Annotated in this window: 29 protein-coding genes and 1 tRNA gene; 11 read left to right on the top strand and 19 right to left on the bottom strand. The window is 68.6% G+C overall.

Features of this window, described 5'->3' with window-relative positions; translation table 11 throughout:
- Position 1: 1 nt before the first annotated feature.
- The 4 genes from BN940_RS04745 to BN940_RS04730 all read right to left on the bottom strand — a co-directional run bounded on the left by BN940_RS04745 (position 2) and on the right by BN940_RS04730 (position 2,076).
- Positions 2-616, bottom strand: a complete 615-nt coding sequence (locus BN940_RS04745) for an NADH-quinone oxidoreductase subunit C (RefSeq protein WP_043680687.1) — start codon at positions 614-616, stop codon at positions 2-4.
- A gap of 40 nt (positions 617-656) precedes the next feature.
- Positions 657-1,133 carry a NuoB/complex I 20 kDa subunit family protein gene (locus BN940_RS04740; RefSeq protein ID WP_043680684.1) on the bottom strand — a complete coding sequence of 159 codons (477 nt, stop codon included), beginning with the start codon at positions 1,131-1,133 and terminating at the stop codon, positions 657-659.
- 13 nt (positions 1,134-1,146) lie between these two features.
- Entirely contained in the window at positions 1,147-1,506 is a 360-nt protein-coding gene (locus tag BN940_RS04735; RefSeq protein ID WP_043680682.1) for an NADH-quinone oxidoreductase subunit A, read from the bottom strand.
- A 300-nt stretch (positions 1,507-1,806) separates the two neighbouring features.
- Entirely contained in the window at positions 1,807-2,076 is a 270-nt protein-coding gene (locus tag BN940_RS04730; protein ID WP_043680679.1) for a CopG family antitoxin, read from the bottom strand.
- Between the two features lie 340 nt (positions 2,077-2,416).
- Between BN940_RS04730 and BN940_RS18325 the strand changes: the two genes are divergently transcribed.
- Together BN940_RS18325 and BN940_RS04725 are read left to right on the top strand one after the other, a co-directional pair.
- On the top strand, positions 2,417-2,599 hold the full coding sequence (locus tag BN940_RS18325) for a type II toxin-antitoxin system HicA family toxin (protein ID WP_084330806.1): 183 nt from the start codon (positions 2,417-2,419) through the stop codon (positions 2,597-2,599).
- A gap of 10 nt (positions 2,600-2,609) precedes the next feature.
- Positions 2,610-3,002, top strand: coding sequence for a type II toxin-antitoxin system HicB family antitoxin (locus tag BN940_RS04725; RefSeq protein WP_043680676.1), 393 nt, complete (start codon positions 2,610-2,612; stop codon positions 3,000-3,002).
- Positions 3,003-3,122: 120 nt separating this feature from the next.
- Here BN940_RS04725 and BN940_RS04720 read toward each other — a convergent pair whose 3' ends face one another.
- The 4 genes from BN940_RS04720 to BN940_RS04705 all read right to left on the bottom strand — a co-directional run bounded on the left by BN940_RS04720 (position 3,123) and on the right by BN940_RS04705 (position 6,713).
- Entirely contained in the window at positions 3,123-4,298 is a 1,176-nt protein-coding gene (locus tag BN940_RS04720; RefSeq protein WP_052355615.1) for a porin, read from the bottom strand.
- A gap of 296 nt (positions 4,299-4,594) precedes the next feature.
- Positions 4,595-5,752 carry a porin gene (locus BN940_RS04715; RefSeq protein ID WP_043680674.1) on the bottom strand — a complete coding sequence of 386 codons (1,158 nt, stop codon included), beginning with the start codon at positions 5,750-5,752 and terminating at the stop codon, positions 4,595-4,597.
- Between the two features lie 276 nt (positions 5,753-6,028).
- Positions 6,029-6,352, bottom strand: a complete 324-nt coding sequence (locus tag BN940_RS04710; protein ID WP_043680672.1) for a helix-turn-helix domain-containing protein — start codon at positions 6,350-6,352, stop codon at positions 6,029-6,031.
- Positions 6,342-6,713 (bottom strand): type II toxin-antitoxin system RelE/ParE family toxin, encoded by a 372-nt coding sequence (locus tag BN940_RS04705; RefSeq protein ID WP_043680669.1) that lies wholly within the window; start codon positions 6,711-6,713, stop codon positions 6,342-6,344. The genes BN940_RS04710 and BN940_RS04705 overlap by 11 nt, the downstream gene beginning before the upstream one ends.
- Before the next feature lie 172 nt (positions 6,714-6,885).
- Between BN940_RS04705 and BN940_RS04700 the strand changes: the two genes are divergently transcribed.
- On the top strand, positions 6,886-8,046 hold the full coding sequence (locus BN940_RS04700; protein ID WP_043680667.1) for an alpha-hydroxy acid oxidase: 1,161 nt from the start codon (positions 6,886-6,888) through the stop codon (positions 8,044-8,046).
- A complete protein-coding gene (locus BN940_RS04695) occupies positions 8,040-9,269 on the top strand; it encodes a nucleoside recognition domain-containing protein (RefSeq protein ID WP_043680664.1) in 1,230 nt (409 codons plus the stop codon). Before BN940_RS04700 ends, BN940_RS04695 begins: the two co-directional genes overlap by 7 nt.
- A 13-nt stretch (positions 9,270-9,282) precedes the next feature.
- Here BN940_RS04695 and BN940_RS04690 read toward each other — a convergent pair whose 3' ends face one another.
- Positions 9,283-10,287 (bottom strand): ATP adenylyltransferase family protein, encoded by a 1,005-nt coding sequence (locus tag BN940_RS04690; RefSeq protein ID WP_198408290.1) that lies wholly within the window; start codon positions 10,285-10,287, stop codon positions 9,283-9,285.
- A 157-nt stretch (positions 10,288-10,444) separates the two neighbouring features.
- On the opposite strand from BN940_RS04690, the gene BN940_RS04685 reads away from it, so the two are divergent.
- Entirely contained in the window at positions 10,445-10,975 is a 531-nt protein-coding gene (locus BN940_RS04685) for a hypothetical protein (protein ID WP_409360353.1), read from the top strand.
- A 30-nt stretch (positions 10,976-11,005) separates the two neighbouring features.
- Here BN940_RS04685 and BN940_RS04680 read toward each other — a convergent pair whose 3' ends face one another.
- The 7 genes from BN940_RS04680 to cysS form a co-directional block, all read right to left on the bottom strand.
- The gene (locus tag BN940_RS04680; RefSeq protein ID WP_052355613.1) at positions 11,006-12,148 is read right to left on the bottom strand and encodes a YbfB/YjiJ family MFS transporter; all 1,143 of its coding nucleotides are present in this window, start codon (positions 12,146-12,148) and stop codon (positions 11,006-11,008) included.
- Positions 12,149-12,543: 395 nt separating this feature from the next.
- Positions 12,544-12,636: transfer RNA gene (locus BN940_RS04675), tRNA-Ser, on the bottom strand.
- A gap of 71 nt (positions 12,637-12,707) precedes the next feature.
- Positions 12,708-13,976 (bottom strand): aspartate kinase, encoded by a 1,269-nt coding sequence (locus tag BN940_RS04670; RefSeq protein ID WP_043685884.1) that lies wholly within the window; start codon positions 13,974-13,976, stop codon positions 12,708-12,710.
- A gap of 41 nt (positions 13,977-14,017) precedes the next feature.
- Positions 14,018-14,980, bottom strand: a complete 963-nt coding sequence (gene tilS / locus BN940_RS04665) for a tRNA lysidine(34) synthetase TilS (protein ID WP_052355612.1) — start codon at positions 14,978-14,980, stop codon at positions 14,018-14,020.
- Between the two features lie 232 nt (positions 14,981-15,212).
- Complete coding sequence (locus BN940_RS04660) at positions 15,213-16,175, bottom strand: acetyl-CoA carboxylase carboxyltransferase subunit alpha (RefSeq protein WP_043680657.1); 963 nt, start codon at positions 16,173-16,175, stop codon at positions 15,213-15,215.
- Positions 16,176-16,220: 45 nt separating this feature from the next.
- The gene (locus BN940_RS04655) at positions 16,221-16,874 is read right to left on the bottom strand and encodes a DNA-3-methyladenine glycosylase family protein (protein ID WP_084330517.1); all 654 of its coding nucleotides are present in this window, start codon (positions 16,872-16,874) and stop codon (positions 16,221-16,223) included.
- A 2-nt stretch (positions 16,875-16,876) separates the two neighbouring features.
- Complete coding sequence (cysS, locus tag BN940_RS04650) at positions 16,877-18,319, bottom strand: cysteine--tRNA ligase (protein WP_043680653.1); 1,443 nt, start codon at positions 18,317-18,319, stop codon at positions 16,877-16,879.
- A gap of 158 nt (positions 18,320-18,477) precedes the next feature.
- On the opposite strand from cysS, the gene BN940_RS04645 reads away from it, so the two are divergent.
- The 3 genes from BN940_RS04645 (at position 18,478) to BN940_RS04635 (ending at position 20,624) form a co-directional block, all read left to right on the top strand.
- Complete coding sequence (locus BN940_RS04645; protein ID WP_148304886.1) at positions 18,478-19,203, top strand: tetratricopeptide repeat protein; 726 nt, start codon at positions 18,478-18,480, stop codon at positions 19,201-19,203.
- A gap of 154 nt (positions 19,204-19,357) precedes the next feature.
- Positions 19,358-19,867, top strand: a complete 510-nt coding sequence (locus BN940_RS04640) for a peptidylprolyl isomerase (RefSeq protein WP_184142929.1) — start codon at positions 19,358-19,360, stop codon at positions 19,865-19,867.
- The gene (locus tag BN940_RS04635; protein ID WP_043680647.1) at positions 19,860-20,624 is read left to right on the top strand and encodes a UDP-2,3-diacylglucosamine diphosphatase; all 765 of its coding nucleotides are present in this window, start codon (positions 19,860-19,862) and stop codon (positions 20,622-20,624) included. Before BN940_RS04640 ends, BN940_RS04635 begins: the two co-directional genes overlap by 8 nt.
- Before the next feature lie 73 nt (positions 20,625-20,697).
- Here BN940_RS04635 and BN940_RS04630 read toward each other — a convergent pair whose 3' ends face one another.
- Both BN940_RS04630 and BN940_RS04625 read right to left on the bottom strand, forming a co-directional pair.
- The gene (locus BN940_RS04630) at positions 20,698-22,275 is read right to left on the bottom strand and encodes a TerC family protein (RefSeq protein ID WP_043680645.1); all 1,578 of its coding nucleotides are present in this window, start codon (positions 22,273-22,275) and stop codon (positions 20,698-20,700) included.
- Between the two features lie 12 nt (positions 22,276-22,287).
- Complete coding sequence (locus BN940_RS04625; protein WP_043680642.1) at positions 22,288-23,070, bottom strand: inositol monophosphatase family protein; 783 nt, start codon at positions 23,068-23,070, stop codon at positions 22,288-22,290.
- A gap of 40 nt (positions 23,071-23,110) precedes the next feature.
- Between BN940_RS04625 and BN940_RS04620 the strand changes: the two genes are divergently transcribed.
- Both BN940_RS04620 and cysE read left to right on the top strand, forming a co-directional pair.
- Positions 23,111-23,992, top strand: coding sequence for an RNA methyltransferase (locus tag BN940_RS04620; RefSeq protein ID WP_148304885.1), 882 nt, complete (start codon positions 23,111-23,113; stop codon positions 23,990-23,992).
- On the top strand, positions 23,985-25,001 hold the full coding sequence (gene cysE, locus BN940_RS20285) for a serine O-acetyltransferase (RefSeq protein WP_084330516.1): 1,017 nt from the start codon (positions 23,985-23,987) through the stop codon (positions 24,999-25,001). Before BN940_RS04620 ends, cysE begins: the two co-directional genes overlap by 8 nt.
- A gap of 103 nt (positions 25,002-25,104) precedes the next feature.
- Here cysE and BN940_RS04610 read toward each other — a convergent pair whose 3' ends face one another.
- Complete coding sequence (locus BN940_RS04610; protein ID WP_052355610.1) at positions 25,105-25,953, bottom strand: mechanosensitive ion channel family protein; 849 nt, start codon at positions 25,951-25,953, stop codon at positions 25,105-25,107.
- A 17-nt stretch (positions 25,954-25,970) separates the two neighbouring features.
- Between BN940_RS04610 and BN940_RS18820 the strand changes: the two genes are divergently transcribed.
- The gene (locus tag BN940_RS18820; protein WP_148304884.1) at positions 25,971-26,162 is read left to right on the top strand and encodes a hypothetical protein; all 192 of its coding nucleotides are present in this window, start codon (positions 25,971-25,973) and stop codon (positions 26,160-26,162) included.
- Positions 26,163-26,318 lie beyond the last annotated feature (156 nt).

Below are 26,318 nucleotides of genomic sequence, written 5' to 3'. Positions count from 1 at the left end.
GTCAGTACCGTTCAATGCCGTAGTGGTCTTCGCGCACGACGCGCGGGGTGATCTCGCGCGGCTCGATCGTGACGGGCTGGTAGACGACGCGCTTCTGCTCGGCGTCGTAGCGCATTTCGACGTGGCCGGAAATCGGGAAGTCCTTGCGGAACGGGTGGCCGATGAAGCCGTAGTCCGTCAGGATGCGGCGCAGGTCGGGGTGGCCCTCGAAGACGATGCCGTACAGGTCGAAGGCCTCGCGCTCGTACCAGTTGACCGAGGGCCAGATGTCCACCAGCGAGGCGATCACCGGAAAGGCGTCGTCCGGCGTGTACGCGCGCACCCGCAGGCGCCAGTTGTGCGTCACCGACAGCAGGTGGATCACCACGGCGAAGCGCTGCGGATGCGGGGCGTGGGAGGCGTCGTAGGTGGGCGCCTTCCAGGCGGAATAATCGACCCCGCAGAGGTCGATGCAGGTCTCGAAGCGCAGGCTGGCGTGGTCGCGCAGCACGCGGCAGGTGTCCACCCAGGCGTCTGCGGCCACCTGCAGCGTGAGTTCGCCGCGGTCCTCGGTCAGATCGGCCGAGGCCCCCAGGACCGCGCGCAGATTCGTGTCTAAAGTCTGTAGCCGTGTCATAGCGGTTGTGTCAGCGGTGTTGGATGGCGCCGGGCGGTGCCTAGCGGGCGATGGTGTTGGTCAGGCGGATCTTGTTCTGCATCTGCAGCAGGCCGTAGACCAGGGCCTCGGCCGTGGGCGGACAGCCCGGCACGTAGACGTCCACGGGCACGATGCGGTCGCAGCCGCGCACCACGGAATACGAGTAGTGGTAGTAGCCGCCGCCATTGGCGCAGGAACCCATGGACACCACCCAGCGCGGCTCGGGCATCTGGTCGTAGACCTTGCGCAGGGCCGGCGCCATCTTGTTGCACAGCGTGCCGGCCACGATCATCAGGTCGGACTGGCGCGGGCTGGGACGGAAGATGATGCCGAACTGGTCCAGGTCGTAGCGCGCCGCGCCGGCGTGCATCATCTCGACCGCGCAACAGGCCAGGCCGAACGTCATGGGCCACAGCGAGCCCGTCTTTGCCCAGTTGAGGAACTTGTCCGCGCTGGTGGTGATGAAGCCTTTGTCCATGACACCTTCGATAGCCATGATGTACCCCCGTTTATTCCCAGTCGAGCGCGCCGCGCCGCCATTCGTAGATGAAGCCGACCGTCAGCACGCCCAGGAAGATGGCGACCGTCCAGAAGCCCACCATGCCCACCGTGCCATTGGCCATGGCCCAGGGAAACAGGAAGGCGATTTCCAGATCGAACATGATGAACAGGATGGCCACCAGGTAGTAGCGCACGTCGAACTTCATGCGCGAGTCGCCGAAGGTCTCGAAGCCGCATTCGTAGGCCGAGAGCTTTTCGGCGTCCGGCACGTTCCTGCCCAGCAGGCGGCCGGCACCCAGCAGGGCCGCACCGATCAGCGTGGCGACGATGATGAAAAGCAGCACGGGAAAGTACTGTGCCAGATTCATGAGCAGCCCCTGTTCCAGATGATCAAACCACGGGATTGTAGCATTTCGACAAGCCCGACCGCCGGGAAAACCCGGAGTGGAAACATATTCGAGATCAAGAATTTCAGAAGATCACGGGGCGCCTTTCAAGCGCCTGAAAGCGCGTCTCCCGCCGGCGGCGCAAGGACCGTGCCAAGGAGCGCGGAGGGACGGCCGGGCCCGGGCCGCGGGCGCGGGCGGCGCATCGCCGGGGCGCGGCGCGGCCGGAGGCGGGCCAGGGTTGCAAGACATGCGTCGGGCGGACGACACGCCCGAGGCGGCCTACGAACGCCGGTGGCGCGCGACGTCCGATTCCAGCAGCATGCGCACGTAGCGGGTGTAGGGGATGCCCCGAGCCTTCGCGCGGGCCTTGACCGCGTCGAGCAGCGCGGCAGGCAGACGCATGTTCAGCGACGCAGATTTGGGTTCGAGTTCGAAGCGCATGGGCTCGAACTGCGACAGGTCGTACTCCGACAGATCGGCATTGGCGACGAAGTCTTCCGCCGCCTCATCGCTGGGGAAAGAGGGGATCGATTTCAATCTGGCGCTCATAGTGCTTGATCTCTTTTTCGTGCATGTACCGAGCACTGATCGGACGTATTTTCAGCTGCCCGCCCACCGTTCGCAGCACGAACCCGTTTCAGCTTACGCCTTTGTGTAGACAAAAGCAAAACAAACCCGCATGGGGTCAGAAGCGTCATGATGGCCGGATCGCAGGCGGGCGGCCAGATCGCAAAACTACGATGAGATGAAAACGCCCCGCCTCCGCAGCCCGTATTTCCCCGCAGTGGCAAACACGATCAAGACCGGCCGGATCGCCTTTCGGTGCGGCGCGTGGAGCCGCATCATGCTCCTTCCGATTTCATTCGCTATAATGTGTATAGCACACACGATGAACAGCAAAGACCTCATCAAACAACTTGAACAGGCCGGATGGCGATTGCAGAACGTCAAAGGCTCACATCACGTGTACAGACATCCAGAACTGCCTGGCCATATCAGCGTGCCACATCCCAAAAAGGCTTTAGGCATCGGACTCGTCACCAAGCTGCTTCGTCACGCTGGCATGAAATAAGGAGGCCTTCATGAAATACCCCATTGCCATCGAGCCCGGCAACGACACCTCCGCCTGGGGGGTCGTGGTGCCTGACTTGCCCGGCTGCTTCTCCGCCGCCGACAACGGTATCGACGAAGCCATCGAGAACGCCAAAGAGGCGATCAGCTTGTGGATAGAAGACGCCATCGCCCACAAAGAGGCCATCCCCAGGCCCTCCAGCATCACCGATCTGCAGCAGTCTGGTGAATACGACGGATGGATATGGGCAATCGCCGAGGTCGACCCGGCCCTGATCGACGACACGATCGAACGCGTGAACATCACCCTGCCCCGTCGCATTCTTGCCCTGCTGGACCAGCGGGCCAAGTCTGCGGGCGAAACCCGATCCGGCTACATCGCACAGATGACCTTGACGCGCTGACGCACACGCAAAAAACCACCCCGGAGGGTGGTTCTTGCATCGGGAGCCGAAGCCCCCGGCCCTTCGCGGCAGCCCGGCAAGCCGGGCCGCATCGGGCGCATGACGCGCCCCACGGGACGATCAGAAGCTGTGGCTCAGGCCGACGCCGGCTTCGGTGCCCTTCAGGTCCCTCACGTAGGCCAGGTTCCTGCCGTACGTGCCGTAGGCATAGACGCTGGTGCGCTTGGACAGCGGGTACATGTAGTTCAGGTGATACGTGCTGATGCTGCCGGAGAGATCGCCGGCGGCCCCGCCCGGCGCCAGGTCGTCGGCGTTCGAGGTGGAATAGCCCCAGCCCGCGTACAGCGTCCCGCCCGCCACGGGCGCGCTCAGGCCGACGTGGTAGTTGTTCGACTTGAAGTCCGTGCCGAAGAAGTTCCCCAGGCCCAGGCCCTCGAAATCGGCGAAGTCCTCGACGCTGCCGCCCCAGCCGATCTTGCCGTGGCGGTCCTGGCCGTAGGCCAGGGACAGCTTCACGACCTCGAAGTCGTAGGAGCCGTTGATCTGCCAGTTCGTGGCCGCGGAGGCGTCGCCCCCGCCGATGTCGTCGCCGTACACGCTCTGGCGGTCATAGCTGGCGCCCGCGCTGATCGAGCCGCCGGCATAGAGCAGGCCCAGCGAGACGCGGGAGCCGCGGTCGTCGAACGAGACGCCGTTGGCGCGGCCCACCGTGGCCGAAGCCGCGTAGCCGTCGGCCGTCAGCCGGCCGCTGTCGCCCGTCCCGTACATCACGATGGCCTGGAAGCCCGACAGGCTGGGCGTCGTGTACTTGAAGGAATTGTCGACGCGGTTGCCTTCGTTCATGCCCATGGAACCGAAGACCTTGTCGGCATCGCCCATGTTGAAGCCGTTGTCCACCAGGAAGGTGTCCACGCCGGCGGAATACTGGCGGCCCATGGTGAGGGAGCCCCAGGCGTCGCTGGACAGGCCGGCGAACGCCTGGCGGTGGAACTGGCGATCGCTGGAGCTCTGGCCGGTGCCGATGTCGAAGCCCTGCTCCAGCTGGAAGATGGCGCGCAGGCCGTCGCCCAGGTCTTCGGAGCCCTTCAGGCCGAAGCGGCTGCCGTTGAGGGTCCCGTCGCGCAGGCCCGAGGATTTCGCGGTGGCGTCGGCGCCGCCGCGATCGTACTTGTAGTTCTGGTAGCCGTAGCCGGCATCCACGATGCCGTACAGCGTGATGGACGTTTCCGCCCGGGCCGCGCCGGCGGCTGCGAAACCGGCCAGCAACGCCGCCGCCAATAAGGTTTTCTTCAGCATTCGATACTCCATCCAGGCCTGGCGACATGCATGAGCGGCGCGCGGGTGCTTGTCGACAGGGCGCAACGACCATCGGCACGGCGTTCTCCCGCTCGCCGGCCGAAAATACATGACATCTCAAACATTAATGAGAATCATTCTCGTATTATACAGGCTCCACCGGAAAAAAATCGAGAACAGACGCAAAAAACCACCCCGAGAGGTGGCTTTTTGCATCGGGAACCGAAGTTCCCGTCGTTCGTGACGGCCCGGCGAACCGGACCGCATCGCCAGCGTGGACGAGCCACGCGAGACGATTAGAACTTGTGGTTCAGGCCGACACCGGCTTCCGTACCCTTCAGGTCCTTCACGTAGCCAATGTTCTTGGCATAGGACGCGTAGGTGTACAGGCTGGTGCGCTTGGACAGCGGGTACACGTAGTTCAGCTGGTACGTGCTGATGCTGCCGGCGTCGTCGCCCAGCTTGTCGCCGTTGTCCAGGTTGGACGTGGAGTAGTTCCAGCCGGCGTACAGGGTGCCACCAGCCAGAGGAGCGCTCAGGCCGACGTGGTAGTTGTTCGACTTGAAGTCGTCGAACAGGGCGGCGGTGTTGGGGAAGCCAACGCCGGGGGCGACGACGTTGCCACCCACGATGGCGCCCGGGGCACCGTTCCAGCCCATCTTGCCATGGCGGTCCTGACCGTAGGCCAGACCCAGCTTCACGACTTCAAAGTCGTAGGAGCCGTTGATCTGCCAGGAGGTCGCAGCGCTGCGTTCCACGCCGCCGACGGAGGAAGTCTGGCTTTGGCGATCGTAGCTGGCGCCGACACCGATCGGGCCGTTGGCGTACAGGGCGCCGACGGACACGCGGGTGCCACGGTTGGCGAAGGAGGAACCATCCGTACGACGGCCCACGGTGGTGCCGCCGTCGTTGTCGGTGCCGTACAGGGCGATGAACTTGAAGCCGGACAGGTCAGGCGTCACGTACTTGAAGGAGTTGTCGACGCGGGTGCCTTCGCCCAGACCGGTGGAGCCGAAGATCTTGTCGGCATCACCCAGGTTCACGCCGTTGGGGACCAGGAAGGTGTCCACGCCGGCGGAGTACTGGCGGCCCATCGTGAAGGTACCCCAGTTGTCGCTGGACAGACCCACGAAGGCTTGGCGGTGGAAGGCGCGGGTGCTGTTGGCGGCGGTGCCGTCACCCAGGTTGAAACCTTGTTCCAGTTGGAAGATGGCGCGCAGGCCGTCGCCCAGATCTTCGGAGCCCTTCAGACCGAAACGGTTGCCGTTGAAGGTGCCGTCACGCAGGCCCGAGGACTTGGAGGTGATGTCAGCGCCAGCGTGGTCGTACTTGTAGTTCTGGTAGCCGTAGCCGGTGTCCAGAATGCCGTACAGCGTCACGGACGTTTCCGCTTGAGCAACGCCAGCGGTGGCAAAGCCGGCCAGCAGAGCAGCAGCGAGCAGAGTCTTTTTCATGTAAGAAATCTCCGTAGATTTGTGTGAATCAGAGCAGGCCAACAACATCCCTTGCTGCTGCTCTTCCAACTCCGCGATGGGAAGTTGTAGGTATTGCATCAAAAATCCGGAGCGAACGCCACGTTGACCGGGCCAAAACCGCCAGTTTCCCGGGAAGGCGTTGCTTGTTCACAACATCGGTCCGGACGCCTCCCGGGAGGATCGGGGATTACCCTGAACCGGTATCCAATCGTGAAAGTCTGGATCAAACCCTGCGGGCGGCGATCCGGCCCACCCTCACGCCAGCACATCGAGCCCATGCTTCTTGACGACCTGCAGCAGGCGGGCAGCCATGCCGCTGGGTTGTTTGGCACCGCTTTCCCACTTTTGTACGGTCGACGTGCTCGTGTTCAGGTACTTGGCAAATACGGACTGGCTGACCTGTGCGTCTTTGCGAATCTGGACGACGGCCTTGGCATCGAGCCGGGGCGCCGCCGCAAGACACATCGCATCGAAATCCCGCAGGGTCCGTTTGGTCACCACGCCGGCCCGGTGAAGGCCCGTGGCTGCGCTATGAATCGCTTCGAACGCATCGCTCTTGAAGTGGGGCTTAGTCGTCATGGCTGAAAACCTCCAGGATTTCCTTCAGAACCAGTAGATCATCAAGCTGCTCGTCACGCATGGCAGCATACTGGGCGGCCAGCAGCTTGAAAGCGGCCTCTTCCGCCTGGTCAATATTTTCACGATCGCTCTTTGCGTACAGGTAGACGAAAAACCACCAATCCGCCACTTGCTCAACCACGATGCTGCGGTGCATGTTCTTGTTGAGCCGCTTCTTCCAGACGCCACCGCCCAGATTGGCGCCTTTCCCCTGTGTCAGATCGAAGCCCGCCTGAAACAGTTCCAAGTCGGAAATCCGCGCCTTGGCCGCCAGTTTGGCGAATGCCTTGGTCTTGAAAAAACGGGGGTTGCCTTTGCTCATCAACGCCACCTGTCGTGTTAAATTGTAGCACTGAGTGCTATAAACATGAAGAACGATCAGAACTCCACGCAGTATCCATGACAAGCGGTTTATCCTTCTGCCGACACAGACCGTTCTGACCGAATTTGCCATTGGGGGAAATCCCATCACCCCCGCCTTCCGGAGCCTTCCCTTGCCCGCCCTGAACCAGATCACCTGCGTCGAGGACTTTCGCCGCCTCGCGCGGCGCCGCGTGCCGCGCATGTTCTACGACTACATGGATTCCGGATCCTGGACCGAATCCACCTACCGGGCCAACGAAGCCGACCTGCAGGCGCTGAAGTTCCGCCAGCGGGTGGCGGTGGACATCGCCCGGCGCAGCCTGCGGGCGCGCCTGCTGGGCGAGGACGTGGCGATGCCGCTGGCGCTGGCGCCCACGGGGCTGACGGGCATGCAGCGCGCCGACGGCGAGATCCTGGCCGCGCGGGCGGCGGAGCGCTTCGGCGTGCCGTTCACGCTGTCGACGATGAGCATCTGCTCGATCGAGGACGTGGCGGCCCGCACCAGCCGGCCGTTCTGGTTCCAGCTGTACGTGATGCGCGACCGCGAGTTCATCGGCCGGCTGATCGACCGTGCCCGCGCGGCGCGCTGCTCGGCCCTGATGGTGACGCTGGACCTGCAGGTGATGGGGCAGCGGCACAAGGACATCCGGAACGGCCTGTCCACGCCGCCGCGCCCGACGCTGGCCAACCTGGCGAACCTGGCGCTCAAGCCGCAGTGGTGCCTGGAGATGCTGCGCACGCCCCGGCGCGCGTTCGGCAACATCGTGGGCCACGCCAAAGGCGTGGCGGACATGCGTTCCCTGGCGTCCTGGACGGCGGAGCAGTTCGACGCCACGCTGAACTGGAGCGACCTGGCCTGGATCAAGGAGCGCTGGGGCGGCAAGCTGATCGTCAAGGGCATCATGGACGCGCAGGACGCGCGCCGCGCGGTGGACGCAGGGGCGGACGCGCTGGTGGTGTCGAACCACGGCGGACGCCAGCTGGATGGCGCGCCCTCGTCGATCGCCGCCCTGCCCGCCATCGCGCAGGCCGTGGGCGGGCGCATCGAGGTCTGGATGGACGGCGGCGTGCGCAGCGGCCAGGACACGCTGCGCGCCCTGGCGCTGGGCGCGCGCGGGGTGCTGATCGGCCGGGCGTTCCTGTACGCACTGGCCGCGCGCGGCGAGGCCGGCGTGCTGCGCTGCCTGGAAATCCTGGCCAACGAACTGGACGTGACCATGGCCTTCTGCGGCCGCACGCGCATCCAGGACGTGGACCGGCGCGTGCTGGTGAATCCGGAAGCCGCATGCTGAACATCCTCTGGCTCGGGTTCTTCCTCGTCGCGGCGGCCGCCGCGCTGTTCCAATGGCTGGTCCTGGGCGATCCGGCCGTGTTCGCCCGCCTGATCACCAGCCTGTTCGACATGGCGGACCTGTCGGTCAAGCTGATGCTGATGTTGTTCGGCACGCTGACGCTGTGGATGGGCTTCCTGAAGATCGCCGAATCGGCGGGGCTGGTGGCCGGCCTGGCCCGGCTGCTGGGTCCGCTGTTCCGGCGCCTGATGCCGGAAGTGCCGGCAGGGCACCCGGCCCTGGGCCTGATCACGCTGAACTTTGCCGCCAACGCGCTGGGACTGGACAACGCCGCCACACCCATCGGCCTGCGGGCCATGCACGCGCTGCAGACGCTCAATCCAGAACCCCGATCCGCCAGCAACGCGCAGATCCTGTTCCTGGTGCTCAATTCCTCGTCGCTGACGCTGCTGCCGGTGACGATCTTCATGTACCGGGCGCAGCAAGGCGCGGCCGATCCGACGCTGGTGTTCCTGCCGATCCTGCTGGCGACCTCGGCCTCGACGCTGGCGGGGCTGCTGTCGGTGGCCTTCATGCAGCGGCTGCGGCTGCACGATCCCGTCGTCCTGGCCTGGCTGGGCGGCGGCGCGCTGCTGCTGGGCGGTTTCATGGCGCTGCTGGCGTCCATGAGCGCCGCCGCCGTGGCCGCCCTGTCTTCGTTGATGGGCAATCTGGCACTGTTCGGCATCCTGATCGCCTTTCTGGCCGCCGGCGCCTGGAAACGCATCCCGGTCTACGAAAGCTTCATCGAGGGCGCCAGGGACGGCTTCGACGTCTGCAAGGGTCTGCTGCCCTATCTGGTGGCCATGCTGTGCGCGGTGGGGGTGCTGCGCGCCTCCGGGGCGCTGGACGTGCTGCTGGACGGCATCCGCTGGCTGGCGCACGCGGGCGGTCTGGACGCCCGTTTCGTCGACGCCCTGCCGACCGCCCTGGTCAAGCCGTTCTCCGGCAGCGCGGCACGCGCCCTGATGATCGAAACCATGCAACACTCGGGGCCGGACAGCTTTGCCGCCCTGCTGGCCGCCACCGTCCAAGGCAGCACCGAGACGACTTTCTACGTGCTGGCCGTGTATTTCGGCGCGGTCGGCATCCAGCGCGCGCGCCACGCCGTGGGCTGCGCGCTGCTGGCGGACGTGGCGGGCGTGCTGGCCTCGATCGGGGTGTGCTACTGGTTTTTCGGCTGACGATGCCCCAGCCCTAGCCCGGCACTCCGACGCTGGCCAGCGCCCGCAAGGGGCCGGCGGCGCGGATGGCGTCGACCTGGACCGGATCGCGCACGTACAGTACGCCGCCGAAGGACAGGGCGTTCAGGGACACGCCCTGGAAGTGTTCCCGGCTGCGGGGCAGCACCAGCATCCAGCCGTCGCCCACCAGCATGTTGCAGGGCGGCAGCAGGCCGTCGGCGCCCGGGCGCAGGTCGAGCGCGGCGCAGGCCTGGCCGAAGGCGATCAGCATGGCACGGGCGCTGGACCCGGCATCGGCGCCCAGGCCGGCGTCCACGCGCACGAAGCAGTGCGCCAGATCCAGCGCGGGATGGCGCACGATGGCGCCCTGCGCCTGGTCGGCCGGCAGGCCGGCCGCCAGGGCGCGCAGCGAGGCGTTGCCCGGCGCATCGGGGATCCACTGGACGTGCTTGTGCCGCTGGCTCGCGCCCGCGGCGGCGCCGCCGTTGTAGAAGCCCAGGCCGCCCTCCGCCGACAGGATGGAGGCCAGGGCCCGGAAGTCGATCTCCTCCAGCGGCGAGAGCTGTTCCGCGAACGCGCGCCGGGCCAGCACCAGGTGGTGCAGGCACACCGGGAACTTGTTGAGGATGGCCGCGTGATGCTCCCCCACCGGGCCGACGAGCAGGGCGGGATCGGGTTTCAGGAAGGGATTGAAGTCCGGATCGCGCGGCCCGCCGGGCAGCACGACGGCCTGCCGGGCCGAGGGCGCGGGGGCGCCCGCCGCCGCGCTCCGCGCGGCAGGATCTCCGGCCGCATCCGGGACGGCAGGCCCCCCGGCGGCCTCGCCCCGGGCGGCGGCGTCCCTGGCGGCCGCATCCTTGGCGATCTCCCTGGCGGCCGCATCCTTGGCGGCCAGGGCGGCCACCCAGCGGATGGTGAAGGGCAGGCCCTGGTCCTGGATCAGGACTTCCTCGGCCACGATGGGCTGCAGCTCGCCCGAGGCGATGGCCTGGCTGCTGCGCGCGCGTACGGCATCCATGAAGTTAGAATGCATGTTCCTCCCCCTGCATGGGCGCTTGTCGTCCCGCCGGCCGCATCGGCGGATTCCGCAGGGCGCCGGCGATTTTTCCCGATTGTAGGAGATCGCCGCCAAAGATGCCCGTTCAGGGGATGAAAACCGCACATGGAGACGTTTCATGTTTTCCTGCCCACGCATGCGGACCCTGATCCGAAGCGCCCTCGCCACGGGGGCGGGCCTCTGGCTGGCGGGCTGCGCCAGCATCGCCGCCACCCCGCCGGGCACGCCGCTGGCCCAGGTGAGCGCACAGTTCGGCGCGCCCACGCTGCAATGCACCGACCGCCAGGGCAGAAACCGCGTCGTCTGGTCGCAGCAGCCGCTGGGGCAGTATGCCTGGGGCGCCACGGTGGACGCCGGCGGCCTCGTCCAGGGCATCGAGCCCATCCTGACCGACGAGCATTTCCAGGTGCTGAAGCAGGGCGAATGGACGGCCGACCAGGTGCGCTGCGAGTTCGGCCCGCCCGCCATCGTCGACACGGCCGGCCTGCCCAGCGTGCGCCAGATCGTCTGGAGCTACCGCTACAAGCAGGACCACGTCTGGAATTCGCTGATGTACGTGTTCATGGGGCCCGACGGGACGCGGGTCACGCGCTTTCATCCGGGGCCCGATCCCATGTACGACCGCGAGGATGCGTACCCGAGGCTCTGAGCCCGCGCGAGACTCTGAGCCCGCGCCGGCTCAGGCCAGCGGCCTCTGGCGCAGCGCCAGCGCGCCGGACAGCAGCAGCATCAGGGCCGACACGGCCAGCCCGAAGGACAGGGAGCCGGCCCGGTCGCTGATCCAGCCGCAGGCGGCCGGGCCGATCGTCTGGCCGATGGCGAACAGGCTGGTGGCCACCGCCATGGCGTTGCCCCAGGCCGGCCGGGCCAGATTGCCCTTGACGAAGCCGGTCACCGCGGACGGCACCATGAAGACGCTGCCGCCCACCAGCATCGCGGAGAGCCAGACGCCCGCCAGGTTGGGCAGGACCAGGGGCAGGGCCGCGCCCGCCGCCAATACGAACAGCGCGGCGCCCATGGGCCAGCCGTCCCGGCGGCCGTCGAACAGCCGCGCCCAGAGCAGCGGAGCGAGCAGGGTCATCACGCCCAGCAGCGCCCACATGACGGACGTGGTGACGGCCAGGCGCGCCGGGTCGGCGGCGTGCTGCCGGACCCAGGCCACGATGAAGGTCATGTAGGCGATGTAGCCCAGGCCGAAAATGAAATACGCCGCCAGCACCGGCAGGCAAGGCCGCCACGGCCAGCGGGCGTCGGACCGCATGGACGAGGGCTCCGCGATGGCGGCCGCGGCGCGGATCGCGGCGATGGAACACGGGAGGCAGACGGCCCCCATCGCAATCCACGCCGCCGGCCACGCGGCCGGCCCCCGCAGCTCGAACAGCCACGGCAAGGCCGCGCCCGTCAGCAGCGTGCCCAGGCCGCCCCCGCTGAAGAAGATCACGATGGCGCGCGTGCCGAGCACCCCCGCCAGCACGCCGCCGCAGACGAACGCCCCCGCGCCGCCGAATCCGGCCACGAAGCGGAACACGCTCAGCCAGAAGAAGTCGCGCGTCAGCCCGCTGGCCAGCACCGACAGCGTCGTCAGCGCCATGCCCCACATGAACAGGCGCCGGTTGCCCAGCCGGGCGACGAAGTAGATGGCGAGCACGGCGCCCAGCAGGTATCCGAGCGCGTTCACGGTATTGAGCCAGCCCGCCTGCGCATAGTTCAGCGCCAGGTCGGTGCGCATCGCCGGCAGGATCAGCGCGTAGCCGAAGCGCGCGAAGCCCACCGCGACCGCCGAGCCGCCGGACAGCGCCCACGCCGAGGCGGCCGGCCTCATGCGCGGCTCCGCGGGGACGCATCAAGGCGGGGACTCCGGGATCGGGGAGGTGTAGGGTTCATCACGCACATCATACGGATACCGGATACGACGATACCAGACACGCGCATCATGCGGAGCGGGGAGCCGGGCAATACGGGCACAGCCTGGCCTTGATGAGGGAGGCCTGCGCGAAGCGGATTCCCGGCGCGGACGCCGGCCGGAAGCCGGATGCCCGCCGGAAGCCAGATGTCCGCCGGAAGCCGGATGTCCGCCGAAACCGACGCCATCGGCCGCGTGGTTTCCGCGGCCCATCCGCAGTGCCCGGCCGTATTGACCCGGCAGCATCTCCTCAGCTCACGCGGCCGCCAGAAAAGGAAAAGCCCTGAGTCAACAGGGCTTCAGGCCAGCCAAACTGGCGGAGACGGAGGGATTCGAACCCTCGATGCGGGTATAAGCCGCATGCTCCCTTAGCAGGGGAGTACCTTCAACCACTCGGCCACGTCTCCAGCAAAGCGGGCATTCTAGCACAGGACGCGGCGCACGCCGGCAAGACCGGCGCCGCGTCCGGGGCGGCCGCTCAGGCTTCGGCCTGGACGACTTCCTGGTCCAGCTCGAAGGCCTTGTGCAGGGCGCGCACGGCCAGTTCCATGTACTTGTCGTTGATCAGCACGGAGGTCTTGATTTCCGAGGTGCTGATCATCTGGATGTTGATGCCCTCTTCGGCCAGGGTGCGGAACATCAGGCTGGCGACGCCGACGTGGCTGCGCATGCCGATGCCCACGATGGAGACCTTGGCGACCTTGTCGTCGGAGACGATCTCGCCGGCGCCCACGGCCGGACCGATCTGGTTCTTCAGCAGGTCCAGGGTGCGCGCGAAGTCGTTGCGGTTGACCGTGAAGGAGAAGTCGGTCATGCCCTGCTGCGAGATGTTCTGCAGGATCATGTCCACGTCGATGTTGGCCGCGGCCACGGGGCCCAGGATCGAATAGGCCACGCCCGGGGTGTCGGGGACGTTGCGCAGGGTGACTTTGGCTTCGTCGCGGCTGAAGGCGATGCCGGAGACAACGGCGGTTTCCATTTTCTGGTCTTCCTCGAAAGTGATGAGCGTGCCCGAGTGCATTTCCTCGTCGACCGGGATCATGGGATCGGTCAGCGAGGACAGGACCCGCAGCGGCACCTGGTATTTGCCGGCGAATTCCACGGAGCGGATCTGCAGGACCTTGGAGCCGAGCGAAGCCATTTCCAGCATTTCCTCGAAGGAAATGACGTTCATGCGGCGGGCTTCGGGCACCACGCGCGGGTCGGTGGTGTAGACGCCGTCCACGTCGGTGAAGATGAGGCATTCGTCGGCGCCCATGGCCGCGGCGACCGCCACGGCCGAGGTGTCCGAGCCGCCCCGCCCCAGGGTGGTGATGTGGCCTTCGTCGTCGACGCCCTGGAAGCCGGTGACGATCACCACGCGGCCCGCGTCCAGGTCGGCGCGGATGCGGGTGTCGTCGATGGAGCGGATGCGCGCCTTGGTGTAGGCGCTGTCGGTGCGCACCGGAACCTGCCAGCCGGCGTAGCTGCGGGCGGCCACGCCCTGGCGCATCAGGGCGATGGCCAGCAGCGCGCTGCTGGCCTGCTCGCCGGTGGCGGCCAGCATGTCGAGCTCGCGCAGGTCGGGCTGGGGAGAGATTTCCTTGGCCAAGCCCAGCAGGCGGTTGGTTTCGCCCGACATGGCCGAGGGCACGACGACGACCTGGTGGCCGGCGGCGTGCCATTTGGCGACCCGCCGCGCGACGTTCTGAATGCGTTCGACGGAGCCCATCGAGGTGCCGCCGTATTTCTGGACGATTAGCATGATGCCTTGACGAAGGTTGAAGCCCGGTGAACCAGCAAAACGGATTATTCTACCTGGGTTTTCGGCAGGCAGAGGACGCGGCCGCGCCGCACCGCGATCCAGACGCCCTCGTGCAGCAGCCGCACGTCGCGGTCGTGCCCCAGGGCATGGACGCCGCGCAGCGTGCGCAGCCAGGCGCGCAGGCGGGCTTCGGTGGGCATGCGCAGGCCCAGGGCGCGCAGCCAATGGCGCAGCGCCTGGGCCTGGCGGTGGGCCGGCAGCGCGCGCCAGGCGGCAAGCGAGAATTCCCGCCCGTCGGGCGAGGGATCCAGCCCCTGCCAGTCGGCCTGGGCGGCCTCCTCCACCCAGTCCGACAGCGCCTGCGCCTGGCCGGCGTGGCGGGCCAGGGTCCGGCGCCAGGCGGGCCAATGCGCGTCCAGCACCGGCGCCAGCCCGGTGCGCAGGGCGGCGCGGGCGTAGCGGGCGTCGGCATTGCTGGGATCGCGCGCCGGCTGCCAGCCGCTCAGGTCCCCGAAGCGCCGGGCGCAGGCCAGGATCACCGACCGGGGCTGATCCAGCCAGGGCCGGCTCCAGACCAGGCCGTCGCGCTCCATCACGGGGCGCATGGCCGCCAGGCCCAGCGGACCGGTCCCGCGCAGCAGGCGCAGCAGCACGGTCTCGGCCTGATCGTCCTGGTGATGGGCCAGCAGCAGGTGGCCGACGCCGGCATGGGCGGCCAGCCCGGCCAGGGCGGCGTAGCGGGCGTCGCGCGCGGCGGCCTCCAGGCCCCGCCCGTCGATCTCGACGGTCACCCGGCGGCTGTGGCAGTCCGCCTCCAGCAGCCCCGCCAGCCGGTGCGCGCGGATCAGCCAGTCGTCGGCCTCGGGCTGCAGGCCATGGTGGACGTGGAAGCAATGCAGGCGCAGCCCGCGCCGCCGGGCCGCATGGGCGGCGTGCAGCGCCAGCATGGCGGAATCGGCACCGGCGCTCAGCGCCACGCCGACGGCGGAGCCGGCCGGCCCCGCCATCAGGGCGGTATCGACCGCCCGCAGCAGCGCCGGATCGAGCGCCGCCCGCCAGGGGCCGGCATCGTCGCCGGACGCGGTGGCGGGCCGCTTCAGGGAAGGCGGAACGGACTCGCCGGCGGGCCGCTGCGAAGAACGTGAGAAGGACGCGGCGGCGGGCCGCCGCGGAGCACGCGGGACGGGCTCGCCGGACGGCCGCGTCCCGCCGGGGGGCGTCGTGCGGGGAGCGGGCTTCCTAGCGGGCTTCCTGGAAGCGCCCATAGGCGGAGATGCGTTCGAGGCGGCGGCGCAGCAGTTCGTCCACGTCCATGCCGGAGAGCTCGCGCAGGGCGTCGGCCAGGGCGCGCTGGAGCTGGCGGGCCATGGTGGCCGGATCGCGGTGGGCGCCGCCCACGGGCTCGTTGACCACGCGGTCGATCAGGCCCAGGTCCTTCAGGCGCGGCGCGGTGATGGCCAGGGCCTCGGCGGCGACGGAAGCCTTGTCGGCGCTGCGCCACAGGATGGAGGCGCAGCCTTCCGGCGAGATGACGGCATAGGTGGCGTATTGCAGCATCATGACCGTGTCGCCCACGGCGATCGCCAGCGCGCCGCCCGAGCCGCCTTCGCCGATGATGGTGACGATGATGGGGACTTTCAGGCCGGCCATGGCGTACAGGTTGTGGCCGATGGCTTCGGACTGGCCGCGTTCTTCCGCGCCGACGCCGGGATAGGCGCCCGGGGTGTCGACGAAGGTGAACACCGGCAGGCGGAATTTCTCGGCCAGCTTCATCAGGCGCAGGGCCTTGCGGTAGCCCTCGGGCAGCGGCATGCCGAAGTTGCGCAGGGCGCGTTCCTTGGTGTCGCGGCCCTTCTGGTGGCCGATCACCATGCAGGGCGTGCCGTTGAAGCGCGCCAGCCCGCCCACGATGGACTGGTCGTCGGCGTACATGCGGTCGCCGTGCAGTTCGTGGAAATCCGTGAACAGCGCCTGGACGTAGTCCATGGTGTAGGGCCGCTGGGGATGGCGGGCCACCAGCGCGGTCTGCCAGGGGGTGAGCTTGGCGTAGATGCTCTTGGCCAGGGACTGGCTCTTCTGCTGCAGGCGGTTGACTTCCTCGGAGATGTCGACGGCCGAATCGGTCTGCACGTAGCGCAGTTCTTCGATCTTTTGGTCGAGCTCGGCCAGAGGCTGTTCAAATTCAAGAAATGTATTTCGCATGGGAGCAGGGGTCCTAGGACGGAATTTCGGGACTCGGTCGGGGCTTCAGTACTCGACGGCGGCGGCATCCATGCTGCGCCACAGGTACCAGCTGGCGACCGTGCGCCACGGCGCCCAGGCCTGGGAGACCTCGCGCGCCTCGAAGCGCGAGACCGGCTCGCCGCTGAAGTAGTGGTGGGAGATGGCCTTGAGCAGCGCCGTGTCGTCCAGCGGCAGGACGTCGGGACGCCCGAGGAAGAAGATCAGGAACATTTCCGCCGTCCAGCGGCCCACGCCGCGGATGTCGCACAGCAGCGCCATCACGGCCGCGTCGTCGCGCGATTCCCACCAGGCCGGGTCCAGCCGGTCGGGCAGCGCGAAGAATTCGGCCGCGTCGCGCAGGTACTGGGCCTTGCGCAGGGACAGCCCGAGCGCGCGCAGTTCGGCTTCGGTGCAGCCGGCGATGCAGGCGGGCTGCACGTCGCTGCCGCAGGCCTGCACCAGCCGTGCCCAGAGCTTGCGCCCCAGCGCGAGGGAAATCTGCTGGCCGACGATGATGCGGATCAGGGTCTGGAACGGGCTGTGGCGCGCCTGGATGGATTCGTGGCCGTAGACCGGGATCAGCTTGCGCAGGATGCGGTCGCGCTGCATCAGGTGCTCGCAGGCCTGCGTCCAGTAGACGGGCCGCAGCGCGGCGGAACTGTGGTGCTGCATGTCCATGGTCACACCCGCCGCCACCGGGTGGCGCCGCCGGCCGCGTCGGCCAGCTCCACGCCCTGCTCGCGCAGCCGGGCGCGGATGGCATCGGCCCGGGCGAAATCGCGCGCGGCCTTGGCCTGGGCGCGTTCGGCGACCAGGGCCTCGATGGCGTCGGCCGACAGCGTGTCCGCGCGGGCGCCGCCCGCCAGGAAACGGGTGGGGGATTTCAGGTAGGTGGCCGGATCGGTCTGCAGCAGGCCGAGGATGCTCCCCAGCGCGCGCAGCAGGCCGCTGGCCCGGGCGCTGGATTCGCGGTTGGCCTGGCCGGCCAGATCGAACAGCACGGCCACGGCGCCGGCCGTGTTGAAATCGTCGTCCATGGCGGCGCGGAAGGCCTGCGCGGCCGGATCGTCCCAATCGACGGCCACGTCGGCCGGCGGCACGCTGGCCAGGGTCTGGTAGAGCCGGTCCAGGGCGTTCTGGGCATCCAGCAGGTTGTCCGGCGCGTAGTTCTGCGCGCTGCGGTAGTGGCTGCGCACCAGGAAGAAGCGCAGCATCTCGGCTTCGCGCGGGTTGACGGCGTAGTCCGCGCGGTCGTCGGCCGCGTCCAGCGCGACCGTGTCGCGGATGCGCCGGAAATTGCCCAGGGACTTGGACATCTTTTCGGCGTCCACCATCATCGGGCCGCAGTGCATCCAGGTCGTGGCCAGGGTGCCGCCGAAGGCGCCCTCGCTCTGGGCGATCTCGTTTTCGTGGTGGGGGAATTTCAGGTCCGGACCGCCGCCGTGGATGTCCAGCGGCATGCCCAGCAGAGCGTGGCTCATGGCCGAGCATTCGATGTGCCAGCCGGGGCGCCCCGGCCCGTAGGGGGAATCCCAGCGGGTGTCGGCGGGCTCGTCGGGCTTGGCGGATTTCCACAGCACGAAATCGAGCGGGTCCTGCTTGCCGGCCGACACGGCGACGCGCTCGCCCGCGCGCAGGTCGTCGAGCGACTTGCCCGAGAGCTTGCCGTAGCCGGGAAACTTGCGCACCGGAAAGTTGACGTCGCCGTCCGCGCCCTGGTAGGCCAGGCCCTTGGATTCGAGCGTGCGGATGATGTCGAGCATGCCGGCCACGTGCTCGGTGGCGCGCGGCTCGTCGTCGGGGGGCTGGACGCCCAGGGCGCGCTCGTCGGCGCGCATGGCGTCGATGAAGAATGCCGTGAGCGCGCGGATCGTCACGCCGCGCTCGACGGCGCGGCGGATGATCTTGTCGTCGATGTCGGTGATGTTGCGCACGTAGCGCACCCGGTAGCCCGAGGCCCGCAGCCAGCGCTGCACCACGTCGAAGCCGACCAGCATCCGTGCATGGCCCAGGTGGCAGAAGTCGTAGACCGTCATGCCGCAGACGTACATGCGCACCACCCCCGGCTCCACCGTCCGCAACGGAATTTTCTGGCGTGTCAGGGTGTCGTGGATATGGAGCATGTCGGGCCGCAGGAGACGAGCAAACCCGCCGCACCGGACCAGGCGGGCAGCGCGCGGGGATGTAAAATGGACTGACAAGTATACCGTCCCTAGGGAACCTCTGAACACGTCGGTTCCCTGGACCAGTCCCAGAACCCCATCCATAGGCGCCCCGAGACGTGACCCGCCCCTTCCTTCCTGTTTTGGCCCTGTGCGCCTGCCTGGCGGCGGGTCCGTCCATCGCGGCATCTTCGGGCGCCGGCGCGGGCCCTTCGAGCCTGAACTACAACCCCGAAACCGGGGCGTTCACCGAGCCCCTCCCGCCCGAGCGCGGCTGGCAGGCCTTCGCCGAGCTGCTGAAAAAAGCCGCGCCCTCGGTGGACACGGCCATCCCGCTGACGCCCGCCCAGGTCGCCGGCCACGTGGCGGCGCTGATCGACGCGGGCCGCGCCGCGGAAGCGCTGGACATCATCGGCAAGCAGCAGGCCGCGCGCGACGCGGCCGCCGTGCCGGGCGCCGACGTGCAGCTGCGCTACCAGCAGGGCCGCGCCCTGGCGGCGCTGGGCCGGCACGACGAGGCCATGGCCGTCTGGCGCCAGATGACCACCGACTATCCCGAACTGCCCGAGCCCTGGAACGCGCTGGCGATCGAATACGCCCGCCGGGGCCAGCTGCAGCTCGCCCGCGACGCGCTCGACATGGCCCTGGTGTCCGACCCGTCCTTCGCGCCGGCGCTGGAAAACCTGGGGCACGTGCAGATGCGCATGGCCCAGGAATCCTTCGACCGCGCCCGGGCGGCGGGCGCTTCTCCCGCTCCGGCCGCAGCGCCCGCCGGCCAGGCCGCTCCGGCCGCGGCGCCCGCCACACCGACGCACGACAAAACCTCCGCCCGTCAGGCACAATAGGGCTTTTGCCCTGGACGCTTCCATGTCCCATTCCTCGTTCCTTTCCCGCGTCCTGCCCTGGACGCGGGCCTGCAGCCTGGGCTGCGCCCTGGTCCTGGCGGGCGGCGCCGCCGCCGCGCAGGCCGATTCCAACCCTTCCACCCAAAGCACAGCCATGAGCACTCATCCGCACGTCAGAATGCACACCAGCAAGGGCGACCTGCTGATCGAACTGGACGCCGAGAAAGCCCCCAAGACCGTCGAAAACTTCCTCCGCTACGTGAAGGAAGGCTTCTACGACGGCACCGTCTTTCACCGCGTCATCAACAACTTCATGATCCAGGGCGGCGGCTTCGAGCCCGGCATGAAGCAGAAGCAGACCCACGCCCCCGTCGAGAACGAGGCCAACAACGGCCTGAAGAACGACCGCTACACGCTCGCCATGGCGCGCACCGCCGATCCGCATTCGGCGACGGCCCAGTTCTTCATCAACGTGGCCGACAACGATTTCCTGAACTTCACCGCACCCACCTCCAACGGCTGGGGCTACGCCGTGTTCGGCCGCGTCATCGAGGGCACCGAGGTCGTCGACGAGATCAAGAAGGTCAAGACCGGCAGCAAGGGCTTCCACCAGGACGTGCCCGCCGAGGACGTCGTCATCGAAAGCGCCACGCTGGTTGAATAGACTGGCATTGCGGGGCACCGTCTGGGTCGCCTCCGACATCCACCTGGGCGAGGCCGTCCCGCAGACGGCCCGCGCCTTCTACGATTTCCTGGGCCGGGCCCGGCGCGAGGCCGGCACCCTGATCCTGTGCGGCGACCTCTTCGACGCCTGGATCGGCGACGACCACGCCCTGCGCCGGCCGCCCCGCTGGCTGGCGACGGCCCTGGACGAGCTGCGCGCCACCGCCGGCGCCCTCCCCCTGTGGCTGGCGCGCGGCAACCGCGATTTCCTGATGGGCCGCGCCCTGGCCGATGCGCTGGGCGCCCGGCTGCTGGAGGCCCCCGCCGTCCTGGACACCGACGCCGGCCCCATCCTGCTGGCCCACGGCGACGAATTCTGCACCGACGACCTCGCCTATCAGCGCTTCCGCCGCATCGTCCATACGCCCTGGATCCAGCGGATCTTCCTCGCCCTGCCGCTGGGCGCGCGGCGCGCGATCGCGGCGCGCGCGCGCGCCCGCAGCCGGCAGGCCCGGCGCAGCAAGCCGATGGCGATCATGGACGTGAATCCGGCGGCCGTGGCCCAGGCCCTGCGCGCCGCCGGCTGCGACACCCTGATCCACGGCCACACGCACCGGCCCGCCGTCCACGCGCTGGAGCTGGACGGCCGCGCGGCGCGGCGCTACGTGCTGCCCGACTGGGAATTCGACCACGATGCGCCCCCCCGGGGCGGCTGGATCGAGATCGACGCGGCTGGAATCCGGCTGGAACAGCTGTAGGAGAACGCCGGCCGCGGGCGTTCCGACCCGGTGGCGGACGCGGCGCCGGCCCCGGGGGGCGGGCCGCGCCCCGTCAGTCTTCCCGCGTCTCGGCCTCGGGGTCGAACGGGTCGAGGCTGTCGATCTGCACGGCGGCGATGCGCCGGCCTTCCAGGGCGGCGACGGTGAAACGGAAGCCGCCATAGCCGCGCACCAGTTCGCAGTGGTCGCCGACCTGCGGCAGGCGCCCGAAACGGCTCAGCAGATAGCCCGCGAGCGTGGAGTATTCCTCGTGCTCGTCCACCAGGCCGTCGGTGTGCAGGATCTGCTCCAGGTGGTGCAGGTCGGCGGCGCCGTCCACGCGCCAGCGGCCGTTGCCCTGGTCGATGATGTCGGGGGCCTCGTCCTCGTCGGGGAATTCGCCGGCGATGGCCTCGAAGATGTCGATCGGCGTCACCACCCCGACGATGGAGCCGAACTCGTCGGCCACCAGGACCAGCAGTCCGTGCGAACGCTTGAGCGTTTCCATGAGCTGCAGGATGGGGATGGTCTCGTGCACGATGATGGGCTCGCGCAGCCGGGTCTCGCGGATGCCGCCGTGCTCCAGCAGATCCAGCAGCAGGTCCTTGGCGCGGCCCACCCCCACGACCTCGTCCAGCGTGCCGCGGCACACCGGGAAGAAGCTGTGCGGCTCCCGGATGAGCTGGGCGCGCAGGTCTTCCACGGGCGCGTCCAGGTTGATCCAGGACACGTCGGTGCGCGGCGTCATCACGGAGTGCACGTTGCGGTCGCTGAGCGTCAGCACGCCGCTGACCATGTTGCGTTCCTCGTCGCCGAAGGCCTCCACGGGCGCCGGCACGTCCTGTCCGTCCTCGGGCTCGGGGCCGTCCAGGGGCTTGCGGCCCAGCATCAGCAGCACGGCCTCGGCGGTGCGCTCGCGCAGCGGCCGGCGCATCTCGGCCCGGCGCACGTTGCGCCGCGCCCACTGGTTCAGGGTCTCGATCAGCACCGAGAACACGATGGCGGCGTACAGATAGCCCTTGGGCACGTGGAAGCTGAAGCCGTCGGCCACCAGCGAGAAGCCGATCGTCAGCAGGAAGCCCAGGCACAGGATCACCACCGTCTGGTGGGCGTTGACGAAGGCGGTCAGCGGCTTGGACGCCACCAGCATGATCGCCATGGCGATCACCACCGCCGCCATCATGATCGCCAGGTGATCGACCATGCCCACGGCCGTGATCACCGAGTCGACGGAAAACACCGCGTCCAGAATGACGATCTGCGTGACGATCACCCAGAAGCCGGCGTGCAGGCGCGAGCCGGAGGCGTGCTGGGTGCGGCCCTCGATGCGGTCGTGCAGCTCGAACGTGCCCTTGAACAGCAGGAAGAAGCCGCCCGTGATGAGGATCAGGTCACGGCCCGAGAAGGACAGGTCGCCCAGGTGCACCAGCGGCTCGGTGAGCTTCACCAGCCAGGACATCAGCGTCAGCAGGAACAGGCGCATGACGAGCGCCAGGCTCAGGCCCAGGACGCGGGCGCGGTCGCGCTGCTTGGGCGGCAGCTTGTCGACCAGGATGGCGATGAACACCAGGTTGTCGATGCCCAGGACGATTTCCAGGACGATCAGGGTGAACAGGCCCACCCAGGCTGCCGGATCCAGCAACCATTCCATAGTCGTATCCCGTCAGGCGCGCAGATGGGCCATCATCTGCGCGAATATCTTGGGCGGCGCGGCCAGCACGTTGCCCGATTCCATCCAGCCCTGCTCGCCCTGGAAATCGGCCAGCAGGCCGCCGGCTTCCAGCACCAGCAGGCCGCCGGCGGCCATGTCCCAGGGCTTGAGGCCGACGCCGCAGAAGCCGTCCAGGCGGCCGCTGGCCACCCAGGCCAGGTCCAGGACCGTGGAGCCCGTGCGCCGCGCCGCCGCGCATTCGGCCAGCAGGGGCACGAAGGGCGAAGTCGCCGGCAGCGCCGTGGACTGGGGAATGTGCGAGGCGAGCAGCGTGTCGTGATAACGCACGCAGCTGGACACCCGCACCCGGCGGTCGTTCAGGAAGGCGCCGCTGCCCCGGCTGGCGGTGAACATTTCATTGCGCGTGGGGTCGTAGACCACGGCGTGCGCGGCCTGGCCGCGATGCATCAGCGCGATGGACACGGCATAGTGGGCGAAGCCGTGGATGAAGTTGGTGGTGCCGTCCAGCGGATCGATCACCCACTGGAATTCCGCGCCGGCCTGGCCGCCCGCCGCCTGGTGGCGGCCCGATTCCTCGGCCAGGATGCCGTGGTCGGGATAGGCTGTGCGTAAAATGTCGATGATGGATTCCTCGGCGGCCCGGTCGATTTCCGTGACGTAGTCCTTCGGCCCCTTGCGCGCCACGTTCAGGCGTTCCAGGTCGAGGCTGGCGCGGTTGATGATGGCGCCGGCACGGCGTGCCGCCTTGATGGCGGTGTTGAGCATCGGGTGCATAGGTTTCCAAAGATCACGGGTAGCAGACCCCCCATTTTAAATGACTCCGCCAATTTCCTCCGACACGCCTTCCGACCCCGCGGATCTCTTCGCCCGGGTGCGCTTCGTCATGGTCAGCCCCAGCCACCCCGGCAACGTCGGCTCGGCGGCCCGGGCGATCAAGACCATGGGCTTTCGCGACCTGCGCCTGGTGGCCCCCGCCGACCCGGACATCCTGCGCCATCCCGACGCCCTCGCCCTGGCGAGCGGGGCCGGCGACATTCTGGAGCGGGCCCGCATGCACGCCGGCCTGGCCGACGCGCTGGGGTCCGCGACCCTGGCCTTCGCCCTGACGGCGCGGGCGCGGGCCCTCGGCCCCCCGCCCTGCGACATCCGCGAGGCCGCCCTGCAGTCGGCCGCCGAGCTGGCCCGGCCGCAGGCGCGCATCGCCCTCGTCCTGGGCACGGAGCGCACCGGCCTGTCCAACGAGGACATCACCCTGTGCCAGCGCGTCTGCCACATCCCGGCCAATCCGGCGTACAGTTCGCTGAACGTGTCCCAGGCGCTGCAGCTGGCCGCCTGGGAAATGCGCTACGCCCTGCTGCCGCTGGCCGGCGCGGCGCGCCTGCCCGACACCCACGCCCGGCACGATCCGGGAACGGATCCGGCCAGCAGCGCGCGCGTCCAGGCCATGCTGGACCATTTCGAGCGCGCCATGCTGGCCGTGGGCTTCCTCGATCCCCGGCATCCGAAGAAGCTCGTGCCGCGCATGCGGCAGATGTGGACGCGCAGCCGGCTGAGCGCCGACGAAGTGGACATGGTGCGCGGCCTGTGCACCGCCATGATCCGCAGCGCCGGCGGCGCGGCGTCCGAAAGCGCGCCAGCCGGGCGCGATTTCCCCGATGAATACGAACAGGCCCTCAGCCCCGACCGACATGTTTGACCAGCTTCGCGAAGACATCGCCTGCATCCACGAACGCGATCCGGCGGCCCGCAGCCGCATCGAGATCCTGACCTGCTATCCCGGGCTGCACGCCATCCTGGTCCACCGCCTGGCGCACGGCCTGTGGCGGCGCGGCTGGTACTGGGCGGGCCGCTTCGTGTCGCACCTGGGGCGCCTGCTCACCGGCATCGAGATCCACCCCGGCGCGCGCATCGGCCGGCGGGTCTTCATCGACCACGGCTTCGGCGTGGTGATCGGCGAGACCGCCGAGATCGGCGACGACTGCACCATCTACCAGGGCGTCACCCTGGGCGGCACCCGGCTGTACAAGGGCGAGAAGCGCCACCCCACGCTGGAGGAAGGCGTGGTCGTGGGCGCGGGCGCCCAGATCCTGGGCGGCTTCACCGTGGGCGCCCATGCCCGGATCGGCTCCAACGCCGTGGTGATCAAGCCCGTGCCCGCCGGCGCGACCGCCGTGGGCAACCCGGCGCGGGTGATCCTGCCCGAGGACCATGCGGCGCCCACGGCGGCCGGCGAGGCGGCGGCTTCGTCTGCGGCTTCGGTTTCAAGTCCGGCTTCAGGTCCGGCTTCAGGTTCGGCTTCAGGTCCGGCCGCGCCGGCCGCCGCTGGGTCTCAGGCCGGGACGGGCGCCGCGGGTTCCGCCCCGGCTTCCGCCGCCGGACGCGCCGCCGGGTCGCCCTGCCAGGAGGAAACCCCGCCTTCGCAAGCCGAATGGGCCGCCCGGCCCCTGCAGGAGCTGCTGCAGCGCGGCCGCGCCGACTCCGCGCCCGCCGACGGCGCGGTTCCGCAGGAGGACTTCGCGCCCTACGGCGTGGGCCGCACGGACGACGACCCGCTGGTCAAGGTGCTGCACGAACTGATCAACCACACGGCCCAGCAGGACGCGCGCATCCAGCGCCTGTGCTCGGCCCTGGAAGACCTGGGCCAGCGCATCGAGAACGGCCAGCATCCGCTGGATGCGGAGCGGCTGAACCGGATGGTGGAATGATGGCGGTCTGGCGGGGGTCTGGCGGGGGTGTGGCGGCGGACTGATGACGGTCTGATGGGGGACTGATCGGGCCAGCCCGGCAGGAGCCGGCCCGCGACCAGGCTCAGGCGCCGGCCGCCTTGGCCCCCGCCGCCGCGGCCGGGATCGACCGGACCTCGCGCAGGGGGATGGGCGAGCGCAGGCCCGCCTGGCGCAGGGCCTGGGGCGCCCGGCGGTGCAGGTCGAAATACACGTCCCAGTACTTGGCGGCCAGCGCCCACACGCGGATGTTCACCATGATGGTGCTGTCCCGGTATTCCATCACCATGACCTGCGGCGCCGGATCGGCCAGGATGTCCTCGTGGCGGTCCACCAGCGCCTGCAGCGTGGCCAGCGCCGCATCCAGGTCGTCGTCGTAGCGCACCCCCAGCATCATGTCCAGGCGGCGGGTCTTGTTGCGGCTGTAATTGGTGATCGGGCTGCCCCAGACCAGCGTGTTGGGCAGCAGAATCTGGATGCCGTCGGCCTGCACGAAGCGCGTCATGAACAGGCCGATCTCGTCCACCGTGCCCGAGCCCTGGCCGCCGATCGAGACGAATTCCCCCGCGCGCACCGGCCGCAGCACCAGCAGCATGATGCCGGCGGCGAAATTCTGCAGCGTGCCCTGCAGGGCCAGGCCGATGGCCAGGGCGGAGGCGCCCAGCATCGCGACCAAGCTGGCGGTCTGCACGCCCAGGCGGGCCAGCACGGCCAGCAGCACCACGATGCGCACCGACCAGACGGTGACGCTGCGCACCATGGGCACGATGGTTGGATCGATCCGGGGCGAACGGTCCGCGATGTGGCGCATCCAGCGGCCCAGCAGGTTGGACACGGTCCAGCCGACCACCAGGATCGCCAGCGTGACGCCGAGATGGATCACGATGCCGCCCGGATCGGGCATGCTGGACCAGAAAGCCTGAAGCTGTTCCATGGCGGAAATCTCCCAGAATGAAGCGAATGGAACGGCGATTTTACGTCGGCCCGCATCCGCCGCCGACGGCGGACCCGGCCGCGGGCCGGATCGGCCTCCGGCATGAACGTTTTATCCACGCCGATTGTGGACAATTCCATGGAAAAGTCCCGGAAGATCCAATTTATTCATTTCAAATCAAATGGATGGATGCCATGGCGGGAAAATGACCGTTCCGCGACCGCCGCTGAACGCGCGGATTTATCCACCCGGCCTGTGGACAATTCCATGGACAAACCCGGAGCATCTCGGGGTTTTCCCTGCGCCTCAAGCGCTTAGCGGCGGCGGTCGCAAATCGTCCAGACGCGCCGCAGCCTCCGGCCTTG

It is taken from the genome of Castellaniella defragrans 65Phen (assembly GCF_000612685.1).
Lineage (GTDB): Bacteria > Pseudomonadota > Gammaproteobacteria > Burkholderiales > Burkholderiaceae_B > Castellaniella > Castellaniella defragrans.
Note: the sequence above shows the minus strand (reverse complement) of the source record. Positions and strands in the feature narration are given on the sequence as shown.

Excerpts from the sequence above, each read along its gene's own strand:
- BN940_RS04630 (WP_043680645.1), bottom strand. The coding sequence starts at position 22,275 with ATGGAATGGTTGCTGGATCCGGCAGCCTGGGTGGGCCTGTTCACCCTG.
- BN940_RS04710 (WP_043680672.1), bottom strand. The coding sequence starts at position 6,352 with ATGACGACTAAGCCCCACTTCAAGAGCGATGCGTTCGAAGCGATTCAT.
- BN940_RS04720 (WP_052355615.1), bottom strand. The coding sequence starts at position 4,298 with ATGCTGAAGAAAACCTTATTGGCGGCGGCGTTGCTGGCCGGTTTCGCA.
- BN940_RS04715 (WP_043680674.1), bottom strand. The coding sequence starts at position 5,752 with ATGAAAAAGACTCTGCTCGCTGCTGCTCTGCTGGCCGGCTTTGCCACC.
- BN940_RS04685 (WP_409360353.1), top strand. The coding sequence starts at position 10,445 with ATGTTTTCCTGCCCACGCATGCGGACCCTGATCCGAAGCGCCCTCGCC.
- BN940_RS04625 (WP_043680642.1), bottom strand. The coding sequence starts at position 23,070 with ATGCACCCGATGCTCAACACCGCCATCAAGGCGGCACGCCGTGCCGGC.
- BN940_RS04655 (WP_084330517.1), bottom strand. The coding sequence starts at position 16,874 with ATGGACATGCAGCACCACAGTTCCGCCGCGCTGCGGCCCGTCTACTGG.
- BN940_RS04695 (WP_043680664.1), top strand. The coding sequence starts at position 8,040 with ATGCTGAACATCCTCTGGCTCGGGTTCTTCCTCGTCGCGGCGGCCGCC.
- BN940_RS04705 (WP_043680669.1), bottom strand. The coding sequence starts at position 6,713 with ATGAGCAAAGGCAACCCCCGTTTTTTCAAGACCAAGGCATTCGCCAAA.
- cysS (WP_043680653.1), bottom strand. The coding sequence starts at position 18,319 with ATGCTCCATATCCACGACACCCTGACACGCCAGAAAATTCCGTTGCGG.
- BN940_RS04735 (WP_043680682.1), bottom strand. The coding sequence starts at position 1,506 with ATGAATCTGGCACAGTACTTTCCCGTGCTGCTTTTCATCATCGTCGCC.
- BN940_RS04730 (WP_043680679.1), bottom strand. The coding sequence starts at position 2,076 with ATGAGCGCCAGATTGAAATCGATCCCCTCTTTCCCCAGCGATGAGGCG.
- BN940_RS04680 (WP_052355613.1), bottom strand. The coding sequence starts at position 12,148 with ATGAGGCCGGCCGCCTCGGCGTGGGCGCTGTCCGGCGGCTCGGCGGTC.
- tilS (WP_052355612.1), bottom strand. The coding sequence starts at position 14,980 with ATGGCGGGGCCGGCCGGCTCCGCCGTCGGCGTGGCGCTGAGCGCCGGT.
- BN940_RS04640 (WP_184142929.1), top strand. The coding sequence starts at position 19,358 with ATGAGCACTCATCCGCACGTCAGAATGCACACCAGCAAGGGCGACCTG.
- BN940_RS04690 (WP_198408290.1), bottom strand. The coding sequence starts at position 10,287 with ATGGATGCCGTACGCGCGCGCAGCAGCCAGGCCATCGCCTCGGGCGAG.
- BN940_RS04725 (WP_043680676.1), top strand. The coding sequence starts at position 2,610 with ATGAAATACCCCATTGCCATCGAGCCCGGCAACGACACCTCCGCCTGG.
- BN940_RS04660 (WP_043680657.1), bottom strand. The coding sequence starts at position 16,175 with ATGCGAAATACATTTCTTGAATTTGAACAGCCTCTGGCCGAGCTCGAC.
- BN940_RS04610 (WP_052355610.1), bottom strand. The coding sequence starts at position 25,953 with ATGGAACAGCTTCAGGCTTTCTGGTCCAGCATGCCCGATCCGGGCGGC.
- BN940_RS04740 (WP_043680684.1), bottom strand. The coding sequence starts at position 1,133 with ATGGCTATCGAAGGTGTCATGGACAAAGGCTTCATCACCACCAGCGCG.
- BN940_RS04620 (WP_148304885.1), top strand. The coding sequence starts at position 23,111 with ATGACTCCGCCAATTTCCTCCGACACGCCTTCCGACCCCGCGGATCTC.
- BN940_RS18820 (WP_148304884.1), top strand. The coding sequence starts at position 25,971 with ATGAAGCGAATGGAACGGCGATTTTACGTCGGCCCGCATCCGCCGCCG.
- BN940_RS04745 (WP_043680687.1), bottom strand. The coding sequence starts at position 616 with ATGACACGGCTACAGACTTTAGACACGAATCTGCGCGCGGTCCTGGGG.
- cysE (WP_084330516.1), top strand. The coding sequence starts at position 23,985 with ATGTTTGACCAGCTTCGCGAAGACATCGCCTGCATCCACGAACGCGAT.
- BN940_RS18325 (WP_084330806.1), top strand. The coding sequence starts at position 2,417 with ATGAACAGCAAAGACCTCATCAAACAACTTGAACAGGCCGGATGGCGA.